Here is a 13,834-nt window from a genome sequence, read left to right on the forward strand (position 1 = left end):
TCTTCGGGCTTGTGCTTCTTCTGGGGCATTCCTTCGTCCTCCATCTGGCTCGAAAGCCTACTTCAGGGAGGACCACTTTTCAGGGGGCAGGCCAATGCCGGATCGACTACCATCGGCGGCGGCGCTCTATGCGCGGAAGGTGGACAACCTGGCCGAGGCGTTGAGCCGCCCGGAGGAACAACAGGAAGCGGCCGAAGCGTTACGAATGCTGATCGAGAAGATCGAGTTGGTCCCTGGTCCCAAGCGGGGTGAGATTGACGCCAAGCTCTACGGAGATCTCGGCACAATCCTGAATTGGATCGAGCATCAGCCAGTTGACGGGTCTGGAAAAACAAACACTCCCGGCGGACGACGCGCGGGAGTGTTGGTATCGTTGGTTGCGGGGGCTCGCAGCTACCGATACCGACACAGAATCGAAGTGGCTATATAAGCGATTGTTTTATTTTGGATTACCCAATCTCTTCGTGTCGCGTAAACCTGCTGCCGGCTCACCTCGTGGCGCTGCGACACCTGCGTCACCGTCGCCCCGTCGATCCCGACCGAAGACACGATCGCCAACTTCTCCTCATCGCTCCACCGCCGCCGCCGTTCGACCCCAAGCACCGCGCTCCGCATGACCCCTCCACGTAAGAGACGTCATTTGCGACGTCGCTATGCACGTGTCTTCGGCGCTAACGAACCCTTCCGGCAGGCGGTCGAAATCGGGCGCTTACGTTTTACGATCTCGCCGGTCAGCACCTGCGCGCATGGGAGGCTCCTCCGCCCAAGCCGGTTTCGACACGAACCTCCGAGGCCACGGCCGATGGATGCATCGACGAAGGAGCCTCGGTTTCAGCGACCGAGACCCAAGCCGGATCACCGGCCAATCCGACAGGCTGACCTCGCCCCTGGCTGCTCCGCTCGCCATGCTCGGTGCCGGTGATCCACCGAGAGCTGCCGTATTCCTGCCGTTCGGACTCGATACGGCTAAGTTCCGCAGGCAGCCCTTATTCGCCGTTCGCCCTGGAGCAGCCAGCAGAGTCATCTTCGACCGGGAGGGCGGAAAGTATGATTTCGCTGCGATCGCGAGACGGACACACCGGCGATCTGGGAGCCGACATTCCGACTGTCTGGAAACCAGCTCATTTCTGCGCCGCCGCAAGTGGGCTTCCAAAGACCTTTTCTCGGCGAATAAGTTCGCGCTGGCCGGATAGCGAAAGCCTATCAGCCCCAGCCGAGATTGCGGATGTTGCTCTCTTATTTCGGGTTCTGTTCGGCCCCCACAAGGCCGCTCTCGTAGTGGCGGAAGATGGCGCGGAAATAGGGAGTTGTCGCCTCGCCATGTAAAGGCGGAAGGCAGGTCCCGCTGGCCAACGCCTTTCGACCTTCAACGATGCGCGATCACGACGGCATCAAAGCCCCGCATCGCTGCTGAAAGAACCGACAGACCGCCCCCATCGAACGCCACGGAAAAATCGTGATTGGCACGGTGGTCGACAGTTTCGTGAATATCGTTAAGCTTGTGACGGTTATCTGCGGCTATTCCTAGAAGGGAATTTTGGCATGGCACGGTCCGAGGAACGCTCCAGAAGCCTGTTCTTGCGGCTCTTTCTCGGGGTGTGCATACTCGCCGTCCTGGGCTTCTTTGTCCTCACCTCGCCCTGGACTTGGTCCCTCGTGCATCCTTCACGCGAGGTCGCGTCTATCGAAGGGGCCGACCTGGAGAACGGCGAGTTCATCTTCCTCGCGGGCGACTGCGCGACCTGCCATGCAACGCCCGGCCAGGAGGACCCGCTGGTGCTCGGCGGCGGTCGCGAGCTCGACACCGAGTTCGGCCTGTTCCGGATGCCCAACATCTCTCCGCATGACGAGGACGGCATCGGAGACTGGACGCTGGCCGAGTTCGACCGTGCGGTGCGCGAGGGCGTCGGGCCCGGAGGACTCGACGGGGAGAATTTCTACCCGTCCTTTCCCTACACCTCCTATCAGAGGATGACCGCCGAGGACGTCCGCGACATGTATGCGTTCATCCAGTCGCTGGAGCCCGTCGCCGGCCGGATCGACGACCACGACCTGAAATTTCCCTACAACATTCGCAGGGGCGTCGGACTGTGGCGGCTGGTCTTTCTTGATGGCGAGCGCCTGCCCGAAGGCAATCCCGGGCCGCTTCCCGTGGCCGAGGACGCGAACGACCCGTTCGCGCCGGTGACCATCGACGCACCCGACGACGTGATCCTGGCGCGCGGCAAGTACCTGGTGGAAGGGCCGGGCCATTGCGCCGAATGCCACTCGCCCCGGACCATGCTGGGGACCATCCCCGCCGGGATGCGCCACGGCGGTGGGCCGACGCCCGAGGGACACGGCCATTTCCCCAATATCTCGCCGCATGAAACGGGCATCGGCTTCTGGTCTGCCAACGCCATCGCGAATTACCTCAAGACGGGGGTGAGCCCGATCGGAAAGCGGGCCGGCGGCGATATGGAAGAGGTCGTCGCCAACACTTCGCAGCTGAGCGATGCCGACCGTCTGGCCATGGCTCGTTATCTCAAGACGGTCGCGCCGGTCGACAATCCGGCGCCAGGCCTGCCGGAGCCGAACCGCAGTTCGCAGGTGGTCATGCTGGAGCAATCCGGCGAGAGCGCCCGCGAGTTGCCGACATCGCCGGCCGAAGAGGTGGGCGTGGCGAGCTCGGCCTTCGTCGTGCATACCAAGTCGTTCTTTCTGGACGCCGGTGGGGCCGAGGAGGATGGCAAGCTCCTGAGCGGGACCGAGGTCGCCGTGGTCGAGGAAGGCGGCGATCTGCTGCGCGTGCGGCTGGATGGCTGGCAGCTTGTCGGGGCCGAGGCGGTGCTTTACGCCAAGCAGGGCCAGCGCATCATGCAGGCCGTCCTCGGCGAGCCGGCGATCGCGGCGCTGGAGACGGGCGAGACCGTGACCGACCCCGATACCGGGCAGGACTGGGTATCGGTCAGCCTGGAGGGTTGGGTCGACAAGACCGGCATGCTGGTCGACGGCGACGCACTCTGGTCCTTCACCGCCCAGATGTTCAATTCGGCTTGCGCCGCCTGCCACAGTCCGCCGGAGGCGGACCATTTCCTGGCGAACCAGTGGATCGGCACGCTGGGCTCGATGAAACGTTTCACCTCCCTCGAACCGGACGCGTATCGCCTGCTGCTCGTCTATCTGCAGAACAATGCCAAGGATTCCGGCGCGAAGGAGCGCGCCGACCTATGAGCGCAAGCGCCGGCCTCTCCCGCGCCCCGGACCCGGCGGAGATCGAGGCCTTCGTCGCGGAGTTCCTGGGCCGCGCCTTCCTTGCGCCGCCGGATGACGCGGCGGTGGACAGCATGACCGCGCCCGAGGCGACGCGGCTGTTGCGCGAGATCGCGGCCAGCCTCTCGGAGCAGGACGCCGCCGAGACCATGTGCGCGGCGCTCACCCGGGGTCCGCCCGGGGCGGTCGCCGCGGACCTCGCGCGGCGGCATGTGGCGCTGTTCTCGGGCGTGAGCGGCCCGCGCACGATTCCGATCTATGAAAGCGCCTATACCGGCGGGGCCAGGCATGCGGCCGAGACCTTTGCCGACTTGCAGGCGATCCTCAGGCATCTCGACCTGCGCGTGGCCGACGACTGCGCCGAGCCGGTCGACCACCTGTCGCTGGAGCTTGCCCTCTACGCCACGGCCCTGCGCTGCGGCGATGGGGCGGCGACGGAGGCCATGCTGGACCGCCTTGCCGGCTGGGTGCCCGCGTTCTGCGCCAAGGTGGCCGCGGCCGATCCGGGCGGGGTCTACGGCGCGGCGGCGCGCCTGCTCGCCGCGCTGGTCCGGCACCGCATCCCCGCCCATTACTCCCCCCTCCAGGCAGAAGGAGCGCGCGCGACATGACGATATATCCAAAAGAGGCCTTTCCGGCCGTATCCCGCCGCAGCTTCCTTCAGGGCGCCGCGGCGCTGGGTGCGCTCGGCACCGGGGCCGGGCCGCTCTTGTCCCCGGGCGCCGCGGCCCAGACCGCCAGCGCAGATATCCTCTCGGCCTGCCATTGGGGCGTGTTCCGGGGCCGCGTCACCGACGGGCGCGTGACCGAAATGATCCCGTGGGAGGAGGATCCCGCGCCCTCGCCGCAGCTCGCCGGCGTGCTGGACTCGATCTATTCGCCCTCGCGGATCAAGTACCCGATGGTCCGCCGGGCCTGGCTGGAACAGGGCCCCGGCGCCGACCCCGACGGCCGCGGCACGGGCGATTTCGTCCGCGTAAGCTGGGACGAGGCGCTCGACCTCGTGGCCAAAGAGCTTGTCCGCGTGCGCGAGGAACACGGCTCCACCAGCATCTTCGGCGGCTCATACGGCTGGAAGAGCCCCGGCAAGATGCACAATTGCCAGACGCTGCTGCGCCGGCTGCTGAAGCTGGAGGGCGGCTTCACGAACTCGGCGGGCGATTATTCCACGGGCGCCGCGCAGGTCATCCTGACCCATGTCGTGGGCTCGATCGAGGTCTACGAACAGTGCACCACCTGGCCGGTCCTGGCCGAGCATTGCGAGTTGATGGTGTTCTGGGGCGCCAATCCGCTGCGCACTTCCGAGATCTGCTGGCAGGTTGCCGATCACGGCTCATTCGCCGGGGTCGACCTGATCCGCGACGCCGGAATCGAGACCATCTGCATCGACCCGATCCGCACCGAGACGGCCCAGCGCCTGGGCTCGGAATGGATCGCGCCGCGGCCGATGACGGATGTCCCGCTGATGCTGGGGATCGCGCATACGCTCTATACCGAGGACCTGCACGACCAGGAGTTCCTCGACCGCTACACCAGCGGCTTCGACCGGTTCCTGCCCTATCTTCTGGGCGAGAGCGACGGCCAGCCCAAGACGCCGGAATGGGCGGCGGAGATCTGCGAGGTTCCGGCCGAACAGATCCGCGACCTCGCCCGGCGCTTCGCCTCGGCGCGCACCATGCTGGCGCTCGGCTATTCCACCCAGCGCCAGCACCATGGCGAGCAGGTCCACTGGATGCTGGTCACCCTGGCCTCTATGCTGGGGCACATCGGGTTGCCCGGCGGCGGCTACGGGTTGAGCTATCACTACGCCTCGGGCGGGGCGCCCACACACAATTCGCCGATCCTGACGGCGGTGTCGGACACTCCGGGCGGCGTGGGCGGCGTGGGCGGGCCGGCCTGGCTTGCCGGGGGCGGCTCGCTGACGATCCCGGTCTCGCGCCTGGTCGAGACGCTGCTGAACCCCGGCGCGACGATGCAGTTCAACGGCCACGAGATCGAATTGCCCGAGATCAAGCTGGCCTACTGGGCCGGCGGCAACCCCTTCGCCCATCACCAGGACCGCAACGAGATGCTGCGCGCCTGGCGCAACCTGGAGACCTTCATCGTCAACGACTTTCAGTGGACGGCGACCGCGCGGCATGCCGACATCGTGCTGCCGGCCACCACGTCCTACGAGCGCAACGACATCTCGCAGGTGGGCGACTACGCGCTCAGCCACATCGTCCCGATGAAGAAGCTGATCGACCCGGTCTTCGAGGCGCGGTCGGACTACGAGATCTTCACCGGGATCGCGCAGAAGCTCGGCCACGGCTATGCCTATACAGAGGGCAAGACCGAGATGGACTGGATCCGCGGGTTCTACGAGACCGCACGGATCGAGGCCCGCGCGAAGGGCATGGAGATGCCGACCTTCGAGGCGTTCTGGGACAGCAACGAGCCGCTCGCCTTCCCACTGACCGAGGAGAGCCGCAACTTCGTCCGCTATGCCGATTTCCGCGCCGACCCGCTGTTGAACGCGCTCGGCACGCCGTCGGGGCGGATCGAGATCTTCTCGCGCAATATCGAGAAGATGAACTACGACGACTGTCCGCCGCACCCCACCTGGATGGAGCCGATAGAGCGGCTCGGGATGGAGGGACAGAAATACCCGCTTCACGTCGCGTCGAACCATCCCCGCATGCGGCTCCATTCGCAACTTTGCGGCACCTCGCTCCGCGAGGAATACGCGGTGCAGGATCGCGAGCCGTGCTGGATGAACCCGGCCGATGCCGAGGCGCGCGGGCTCGCGGATGGCGATGTGGTGCGAGTGTTCAACGACCGCGGCCAAATCCTTGCCGGCGTCGTCGTCACTGACGAGATCCGCCCCGGCGTGGTGCGCATCGACGAAGGCGGCTGGTTCGATCCGATGAACCCGCGCGAGATCGGCAGCCTGTGCCGCTATGGCGACGTCAACAACCTGACGACGGGCATCGCGACCTCCAAGCTCGCCCAGGCCAATTGCGGCCAGACCGCCCTCGTCGAAATCGAAAAATTCGAAGGAGAGCTTCCCGATGTTCTCGTCTTCTCCGACCCCGTGTCCTGAACGCCCGTCCCGGCAAAGGGGCTCTGCTCCCCGCGCTGTCTTGGCCCTGGCTGCGGGCTTCCTGGTGCTTCCGGGGCTCGGGACCGGGGCGCTCGGCTTCGAACAGAACGCGGCACCGGCGCCCCAGGAAGATTACCTGCCGATACAAAGCCTCGGCGAAGAGCCGCCCGGCCCCGCGGAAGAGCTTCCGCAGTCGCTTCATGCCGCGTGGTGCCTTGGTCGGTACGACACTTACGATGTCGGGACCAACACCTTCCTCACCGACAATCAGCTGCGCCGCGAATGTGTCTCGCCGTATGGCGCTGGAACAGACGGAGCGGACTGATCAGGCCAGTGCTGAGCGGACAACGGAGATGAAAGACTGCCCCCGTCTTGCAGTGCCTCTTGGAGTACGCCCCTGCGGGTGGACACGATCAGGCGGCGTTTTTGACCATGGCGCAGGCGTGGCGGTCTTCGAACTGGGCGGGGCTGAGATACCCCCGCCCAGAAACTGAGAATGGCCGCGTAAATTCTACGACCAAGTCCCCGCAAAAACGGGGGGATTACCCGATGAAACGGGGGCCGCCGACTGCGACTTCCTCATACGTTTCATACTCCATCAGGTATGCATCCTCCACCATCAGCGTCTTCATTGCGCAATCCGACGCATCCGGTCAGCGATTCAGACAACGTCCGGTCACGCGCTAAGGTTATCCGGTCACCGCGCGACGTTGCCGCTGAGCGTGTTTTGGTGATGTCGCCTTGAGCGGGCCTGGTCAAGCGTTTCGGCCCTGGCTGTTGATTTCCGCTGAGAACTGACCCGGTTTTTCATCGAGAAGTGACCCGTCAGACGGCCCCCGCCGGAGGGTTACCGAATATCCGTGCGACCTCCGTTTCATGATCGACGGGAAGCATGGCTTTCCCGCGGGGACGATTCATCTCGATCTGCATGCGTGGGGTCGGGACTTTCGCTTTCCGCATCGCGCGGTCGATCAGAGACAGTAGCTCGTCCCGGCAATCGACGTCCCGTTCGAAGCGCGACAGCCAGAACCGGACCGCATAGGAGTTGCCGTCGCTTCCCAGCTCCTGGACGCGGACATCCGGTGCCGGTTCGGTCTGGATCAGGCGCGCCTCGCCCACGGCCTTCAGGATCATTTCCTTGGCGGCGTCCACGGGAACCTCATGCGCAAGCTTCAGCGACAGCTGCGCGCGATACTGCGGTTTCGGGGCGGAGTAGTTGATGATGCGTCGGCGCGCGATCTGGCTGTTCGGCAGGATCATGTAGGTCGAGTCCAGCGTCAGCACCCGTGTCGTGCGCCAGCCGATCTCGATGACCTTGCCTCGTGCGACCTGCTCGATATCGACCCAGTCCCCGATCCGGTAGGGTGCCTCGACGCCCAGTGCGATGCCGGACAGCGTGTCGGCCACGACGTTCCGGATCGCGAAACCCAGCACCGCGAGTATCAAACTCGATCCCGCAAGCGCGCCAAGAAGACCTTGTTCCAGCAAGAGCGCGGCAGAGGCAACGATTGCGGCGAAGAACAGCAGAACCGCCACGAGATCCCGAAACAGGCGCGGGTACGGGCGCTTGTCGCGTCTCCGGCGATCTGCGAACAGGCCGAACAGCCGGCTACCGAGCCAGGCCGCAGCAAGGCAACCGACGACGCCGCCAGGCAGGCGGAGAGACAGTCCCACCCGCGGCTCGACATCCTGGTCGAAGATTACCAGGCCGGCTGAGACAAGAAGCAGAACCGAAGGCCAGATCAGCCGACGGAGATGAATGAGAAGTCTCATGTCAGCAGCCCTGTTCCTGATGCCGCGATGGTCGTCGAGACCGGCACTGGAGGCAGGTCACGGCGGCGCCGGCATGTCGCTCGACGGCGGAGCCACAACGACGACAGGAAATTCGGATAATGGGGGTAGCGCCCCCGATAATGTGCCGACAGCTGGGACAACGATGAGCGGCTGCGCGGGGAAGCGATGTCTTGCAGGACGGGCAGGCAAGCGGAAGGTGACGATTCATGAGACCCTCTTTCAACGGGAAGTAAAGACGCCGAAGCGGCGATTGCCGATATCCCGGAAGGAGCGTCGTGGCTTCGTCAGCGCATCGAGCGGCTCCTTCCGGGCAGAGCATGGGCTTCGGCAGGGCCCAGGGAATGTCTGTTCATTGTGCCTCCAGACCTTCGGGGGCATCCTGGGACGCGACGTGGAGCACGGTCAGAACCCGCCGCTTTCCATCCCTGGTATCCCAGTGGAGCGATGCGCCCTCTGCCAGTCCGATCAGGGCAACCCCGATCGGTGTCAGGATCGAGATCCGCCCGCGTGCGATGTCGGCGTCCTCTGGATAGACGGGCGTTACCGTCTTTTCCTGGCCGGTCGACTCATCCCGATAGGTGACCGCGCGACCGATGGCCACGACGTTCTGCGGGAGTTTCGCCGCCGGAACGATACGGGCCCGGCCGATTTCGCCGAGCAGCCGGTCGGCAAGGTCCGGGTTGCGCTGGATCGCGCCCTCCGCAAGTGCCTCGAGCCTTTCCAGGCAGTCCGCACCTATGACGATCCTGGGCCGCCGGCCGGTGTCGCGTGACGTAGAGAGTTGTTTGTTCATCGTAGTTTCCTTTCCACCAACTGGCGGTGTGAGTGAACTATAGGTGGCCATGGTCCCTGATCCGCCAGGGGTGGATCAGAGCATCAGGCCGCGGCTTGGTCCGGAGACGGATGCACATCCAACACCACGACGACTTCGATCTGACCGTCATCCCGCAGAAGCGGAACCTTCTGCAGTTTTCGCATCCCGATCAGGGTCGCCCCAAGCAATGAAGCAACGAGAATATGTCCCGGGACCGGCACGGGGTTCATGGAAAGCACGCCGCTGCGAGCGCCCTCACCGCTGATCATGTAGGTGACGTGGCATCCGGCCACGACAAGATCAGGCGAGGCCGGCTCGGGAGTTCCGCGCGAGATCCGCAGCTTGTGGCGCAGCAGCCCGTTTAGCAGAGCGGGATTGGGCGAATTCCTGGTTCCGCGATAGCGAAGCAGGTGCTCGATGCCGAGCCGGTCTTCGACAGTGAGAAGAAAGCCGCGCCCGACAGCGGAGCGTTCAAAGAGCGATCGAAAGTCACTGCCGGCAGGCTGGTGGGTGATCCTGGTAATGGTCATGATATGTCTCCCGGAGCGGTAAAGCCCGCGTTCTCAGATGCAAGGATGTGAGAAAGCCCCGGGTGGTCGAAGACGCGCTTATGCGCAGACCGCCCGGGGACTCGGGCGGTTCAGAAGCAGAAACCGAAAAAGGTTTTCGTGCGTGACCATGTGGAGACCTTAGTCTTTGGGCGCACCCTGTCAATCTTCGAGACCGGGCGGGTTTTGGAACGGACAAGGATGCACAGATCCCGCGAAGGTGAAGAAGGCGAATTGATGACGAGGTCCACGAGGCAGACTGTCGACGACAGGGGGTCACAGACGGCGCACCTCGAAGAATGAGCTACGTCGATCTTCCTGGATTGGCCAGCGGCGTGGCAGCGGGATGATGTTCGCCGATATCGTGCGACCACCATCGTCTTCCCAACGCGCCAGGCATCTGGCGCTCGGCGTCGCCGCCGAAGGTTCTATGTCCTTCGGCCCGAAAAGGTCCGGGAACAGCTCTTCGAAGTCCGCCTTGCAGATCATCATTTCGTCACTCCTTTCCATCATTTCATGGCGAGCCGCTACTCGGCCATTGCCGCGCACCACTGCCGTCCAGTGCTGTGTATTCTCGAGAATAGGACCGGCTATGCCGTTCGGCCGCCGCGCCACCCCGCATCGACATGCACATCCGATGAAACTGGACGCATGCTCAGTTCGCGATCCGTGAGACCATCGACGACGCGCGGGATATCACTGCGATCAATCCCGATGTCGCGCAGCAGGCGATCGTCCATGCCTCGAAGAGTTTCGATCATTTTCCGGCGTTGCCAGCGGCGGAAGGCGGTCCGGAGCCAACGTCGAAATGCTCCGGGCTTGCGGTTGAGCTGACTGGCCCTTCGAGGGGGTGGGAAGTGAGGGGTATTGGATTTGAAGACGTGGGGGTGCATGTCATGCTCCATGACGAAGAAACTGAACCGAGACGCACGCACCACGTCAGCTGGGTGACCCGCACAGGCGTGATCTTCCGGCCATATTGGCGCGTTTGCCACTTCGACTGATCTGTAAGAGATCGAGATGACCCCGAGGCGCGGACCGGCAAGCGGCCTGATCCCGCCCGGGGCTACCGGCGGTTCAGTGTGTTTCCTGCGTTGATCAGGAACCTCGTATGAAGACTGAACATGGTCATGACTGAGATATCGGCAATCCGCGTGTGTTTATCAAGAGCACGGCGTGGCCTGCGACCTTCTGGCGCCGAATGGACCTGCACCGGTTTCGTTCCGGTCTTTTGGAGCGATAGTCGCCATCAAGGAGATCGGATAGCGCCATTCTCTTTTCGGTCATCGTCATCTCCGTTCTCGGTCCCAGGTGTTGCAACCCGAACCTTCTCCGAAGATCGGCGGTGCGGTACCGACCGCGCACACCACTTCGATCCACCCTTCCCTGAACGCCAACATGTGTCTCCCGCGCGGTGACCACGGAGAGAACCTCAGAGGCCGGCACGCAGGATAAACGGCAGAGAGATCAGCGCTCGACCAAGGCGATTAGAGAACGCTCAGGGACAGCATCATAATGTCCCAGCCGCTTGTGTGAGGATCGCCGGCATTCGCGAGGTCTGACCGGGCCGTGTCAGAGAGGCGTTGAGTGTTCTTGGAAACCCTGATCGCGTGCGGATGCAAGTATATCGATCATGGCCTCTTGCGATGGGGCTGTCGCCACGCGTATTTTACGCCAGCCTTTCCGGTCGAGGCCGCTTGCAACCTTTTCCGAAAGGACCGCGGCGGTCATGGTCTGCAGGCAAGCAGATACCCTCGCCTCCTCGCAAAGCGCGGTGAAGAAATGCGCGGTGCGATAGGACATGAAGACAATGCAGTCGATATCGCCACGGCGGAGCAGTTCCCGTGTCGCATTCGAGAGAGATCTCGCCGGCGTGGCCCTATATGCAACGACGCGCCGCGCGTCATGGCCATGACGCTCAAGCGCCCGGGCCATGTCCTCGGTGATGTCCCACCCGCTCAGATAGGTGATCCGGCCCTCGGACGGGTTCCGTTTCTTCAGGATGAGGTCCAACAAGCTTGTCGCATCCCCGGCTGCTTCGTGAACACAGGTGAATCCCACCCGACGCAGAGGCGCAGCTGTTCCGGCACCGACAGCGTAAATCGGGACCGTCCTGCATACGGAAGGGTCATTCGCGATCCGCAGCGAGGCATAGACGGACGTGACCACGAATGCCTTGGAAGCTTCGAGGGTCTCAGGGCTGAAGTCGACATACGACACATCCAGGATCGGCGCAAGCGAGACCTGTAAACCCATGTTTTCAAGCGACAGCTTCATGGCCTCGGCTTGCAGGGCGGGACGCGTAAGGAGAATATGCATCGAGGCCGGGCCTTTCTGTTTTCTTCGCCGCTCACTTGGAGCCCGCCGGTTCAGGGGCCTCGGTTAGGTCTTCCAGATCATCCGGCCCGTGCGCCACTTTCGGATCGTTTTTCCCGTCGATTGTCAAGTTTGCAAACCAGGCCATTGTGTTTGCGCCAATGGGCCATAACGCTTCAGAAATCCGGCCTTGCCGGAAGGGCAATGTCGGCGAGCGTCGAGCGGTCGAGATCGGCGAGGAAGGCGGCCTCGGCCGAGCGCAGGCGCGCCTTGAGCCGGCAGCAGCGCTCTATCGTGCAATCGCCGCCATCGGGCGCGAAGCATTCCACCAGGGCCTGCCCCTCTTCCAGCGCGCGGACGATCCTGCCCAGAGTGATCCCATCGGCAGGATGCGCGAGGATGGCCCCTCCGCCCCCGCCGCGTCTTGTCTGCACAAGGTCCGCCTGCGCCAGCCGCTGCATGATCTTGGCCAGGTGATTGCGGGACAGACCGAATTCCTCGGCGAGTTCCGCGGTCGAGAAGGCACGGTCCGGCGCGCTTGCCATGCGCATCAGCATGCGCAGCCCGTAATCGGTGAAAGACGTGAGACGCATGTCGGCTGAACACCCCTCCTGAATAGGTATTTACAATACCTATTACTGTGGGTATGGCTAGAGGCAACAGACGGGAGCGCCCGATGGTCGCCAATGCCTCCACCACGGCAATCGCCAGCGCCCGGCCGGAGATGACCGCCGCGCTGATGGACGAGACCGGCCTCGATGACGATGTGCTGCGCGAGCTGGTGCACCGCTTCTACGACCGGGTGCGGGCTGATCCGGTACTGGCGCCCATCTTCGCGGCGCGGATTACCGACTGGGCGCCGCACCTGGGTCGGATGGTGGCCTTCTTGTCCTCGGTCACGCTGATGACGGGTCGGTATCATGGGCGCCCGGTGCCGAAACACGCGCCACTGCGGCTCGGGTCGGCTCATTTCGACCGATGGCTTGCCCTGTTCCGGACAGCGGCGCGCTATGTCTGCACGCCCGCGGGCGCCGAACACGTGATCGCGCGCGCCGAGCGGATCGCCCGGTCGCTGCACATGGCCTGCACCGATGCCTGCATGGCCCCCGGGGACATCCCCGTGCTGCGGAGCGCCGCCGCCGAGTGATCCGATGCCCGCCGCACGGAGCGGCGAGGCCAAGGCCGAGCTTTCGGAAGCGAACGCCGGCACCAAACAAGACAAGGCAGCAAAGGAGACAGACATGACACGCCAGGTCCTCACCGCATTCGCCGTCTGCGCCCTCGTCTTCACAACGGTACCGGCCAAAGCCCAGGAGAACGAGTCGTCCTGGCTGCCCAGTCTGCTGACCGACACGCCCGAACAGGGCTTCGACCTTGCGGTGTTGATGGCGCGCCGCGCCGTCAAGACCACCCAGACGGACGTGGACACGTTGCACAAACTGCGCCCCGCCTATGCAAACGACCCCGACAGCCTGATCCACGTCTCGGGCGTGATCGCCGCCTATTTCGCGACCGTCGCCGAGGCCAACGGCTACTGGCGTGACTGATCCGGCGCGGCTGACGGAATGACTGCAATTCACGCCATCCGCATCGCACGGGTCTATGACGATCTCGAGGGCATCTCCGGTGCGCGTGTCCTGGTCGACGGGGTCTGGCCCCGCGGGGTAAGCCGCGAGGGCCTGCAACTCGACGACTTGATCCGCGAGGTCGCGCCATCGACCGCGCTGCGCAAGTGGTTCGGTCACGATCCCCCCCGCTGGACGGAATTCCGCGACCGATACCGCGCGGAGCTCGCGGACAATCCCGAAGCGGTCGCGCGGTGTCTGGACTGGTGCCGCGCGGGCCCGGTGGCTCTTCTCTTCGGGGCGAAGGATCGCGACCACAACCAGGCCGTGGTGTTGCGCGACCATCTGCGCGCGAGCCTGCATGGGGAGATGCCGTCGTGAGCCAAAGGATGACGCCAGGCCGCCGACCGGTCCGGGCGGTCGGGGACTCCCGCGCATCGGGCCAATCGGCGCAGTCCGCGAC

Annotated in this window: 15 protein-coding genes and 1 pseudogene; 8 read left to right on the forward strand and 8 right to left on the reverse strand. The window is 64.3% G+C overall.

Features of this window, described 5'->3' with window-relative positions:
• Positions 1 to 430, forward strand: a pseudogene (locus tag EV662_RS19660) (hypothetical protein); the annotation flags it as partial.
• On the opposite strand, the gene EV662_RS20115 reads toward EV662_RS19660, so the two are convergent.
• Positions 394 to 615, reverse strand: coding sequence for a transposase (locus EV662_RS20115; protein ID WP_132466039.1), 222 nt, complete (start codon positions 613 to 615; stop codon positions 394 to 396). The pseudogene EV662_RS19660 and the gene EV662_RS20115 sit on opposite strands and share 37 nt — an antisense overlap.
• A gap of 927 nt (positions 616 to 1,542) precedes the next feature.
• Here EV662_RS20115 and EV662_RS18390 point away from each other — a divergent pair.
• From EV662_RS18390 to EV662_RS18405, 4 genes are read left to right on the forward strand one after another with little or no spacing between them, the layout of a single operon-like run.
• The gene (locus tag EV662_RS18390; RefSeq protein WP_132466042.1) at positions 1,543 to 3,213 is read left to right on the forward strand and encodes a c-type cytochrome; all 1,671 of its coding nucleotides are present in this window, start codon (positions 1,543 to 1,545) and stop codon (positions 3,211 to 3,213) included.
• Positions 3,210 to 3,863 (forward strand): TorD/DmsD family molecular chaperone, encoded by a 654-nt coding sequence (locus EV662_RS18395; RefSeq protein ID WP_132466045.1) that lies wholly within the window; start codon positions 3,210 to 3,212, stop codon positions 3,861 to 3,863. The genes EV662_RS18390 and EV662_RS18395 overlap by 4 nt, the downstream gene beginning before the upstream one ends.
• Complete coding sequence (gene torA, locus EV662_RS18400; protein ID WP_132466048.1) at positions 3,860 to 6,334, forward strand: trimethylamine-N-oxide reductase TorA; 2,475 nt, start codon at positions 3,860 to 3,862, stop codon at positions 6,332 to 6,334. The genes EV662_RS18395 and torA overlap by 4 nt, the downstream gene beginning before the upstream one ends.
• A gap of 40 nt (positions 6,335 to 6,374) precedes the next feature.
• The gene (locus tag EV662_RS18405) at positions 6,375 to 6,659 is read left to right on the forward strand and encodes a BA14K family protein (protein WP_165905405.1); all 285 of its coding nucleotides are present in this window, start codon (positions 6,375 to 6,377) and stop codon (positions 6,657 to 6,659) included.
• Between the two features lie 500 nt (positions 6,660 to 7,159).
• Here the strand turns inward: EV662_RS18405 and EV662_RS18410 are convergent, their stop codons facing one another.
• The 7 genes from EV662_RS18410 to EV662_RS18440 all read right to left on the reverse strand — a co-directional run bounded on the left by EV662_RS18410 (position 7,160) and on the right by EV662_RS18440 (position 12,399).
• Positions 7,160 to 8,107 (reverse strand): mechanosensitive ion channel family protein, encoded by a 948-nt coding sequence (locus EV662_RS18410; RefSeq protein ID WP_132466054.1) that lies wholly within the window; start codon positions 8,105 to 8,107, stop codon positions 7,160 to 7,162.
• A 370-nt stretch (positions 8,108 to 8,477) separates the two neighbouring features.
• The gene (gene rnk / locus EV662_RS18415; RefSeq protein WP_132466057.1) at positions 8,478 to 8,921 is read right to left on the reverse strand and encodes a nucleoside diphosphate kinase regulator; all 444 of its coding nucleotides are present in this window, start codon (positions 8,919 to 8,921) and stop codon (positions 8,478 to 8,480) included.
• Between the two features lie 83 nt (positions 8,922 to 9,004).
• Positions 9,005 to 9,472, reverse strand: coding sequence for a hypothetical protein (locus EV662_RS18420; protein WP_132466060.1), 468 nt, complete (start codon positions 9,470 to 9,472; stop codon positions 9,005 to 9,007).
• A gap of 294 nt (positions 9,473 to 9,766) precedes the next feature.
• Positions 9,767 to 9,982 carry a hypothetical protein gene (locus tag EV662_RS18425; RefSeq protein WP_132466063.1) on the reverse strand — a complete coding sequence of 72 codons (216 nt, stop codon included), beginning with the start codon at positions 9,980 to 9,982 and terminating at the stop codon, positions 9,767 to 9,769.
• 98 nt (positions 9,983 to 10,080) lie between these two features.
• On the reverse strand, positions 10,081 to 10,383 hold the full coding sequence (locus EV662_RS18430) for a DUF1127 domain-containing protein (protein WP_132466066.1): 303 nt from the start codon (positions 10,381 to 10,383) through the stop codon (positions 10,081 to 10,083).
• A 679-nt stretch (positions 10,384 to 11,062) separates the two neighbouring features.
• Positions 11,063 to 11,809, reverse strand: a complete 747-nt coding sequence (locus tag EV662_RS18435; RefSeq protein WP_132466069.1) for a uroporphyrinogen-III synthase — start codon at positions 11,807 to 11,809, stop codon at positions 11,063 to 11,065.
• A 173-nt stretch (positions 11,810 to 11,982) separates the two neighbouring features.
• Positions 11,983 to 12,399, reverse strand: coding sequence for an RrF2 family transcriptional regulator (locus EV662_RS18440; RefSeq protein WP_132466072.1), 417 nt, complete (start codon positions 12,397 to 12,399; stop codon positions 11,983 to 11,985).
• A gap of 83 nt (positions 12,400 to 12,482) precedes the next feature.
• On the opposite strand from EV662_RS18440, the gene EV662_RS18445 reads away from it, so the two are divergent.
• The 3 genes from EV662_RS18445 (at position 12,483) to EV662_RS18455 (ending at position 13,752) form a co-directional block, all read left to right on the forward strand.
• The gene (locus EV662_RS18445; RefSeq protein WP_243695908.1) at positions 12,483 to 12,953 is read left to right on the forward strand and encodes a group III truncated hemoglobin; all 471 of its coding nucleotides are present in this window, start codon (positions 12,483 to 12,485) and stop codon (positions 12,951 to 12,953) included.
• Positions 12,954 to 13,047: 94 nt separating this feature from the next.
• Positions 13,048 to 13,353: a hexameric tyrosine-coordinated heme protein gene (locus EV662_RS18450; RefSeq protein WP_132466074.1), complete on the forward strand. Its 306-nt coding sequence runs from the start codon at positions 13,048 to 13,050 to the stop codon at positions 13,351 to 13,353.
• An 18-nt stretch (positions 13,354 to 13,371) separates the two neighbouring features.
• On the forward strand, positions 13,372 to 13,752 hold the full coding sequence (locus EV662_RS18455; protein WP_132466077.1) for a DUF488 domain-containing protein: 381 nt from the start codon (positions 13,372 to 13,374) through the stop codon (positions 13,750 to 13,752).
• Positions 13,753 to 13,834: the final 82 nt, after the last annotated feature.

Source organism: Rhodovulum marinum (assembly GCF_004343075.1).
GTDB lineage: Bacteria > Pseudomonadota > Alphaproteobacteria > Rhodobacterales > Rhodobacteraceae > Rhodovulum > Rhodovulum marinum.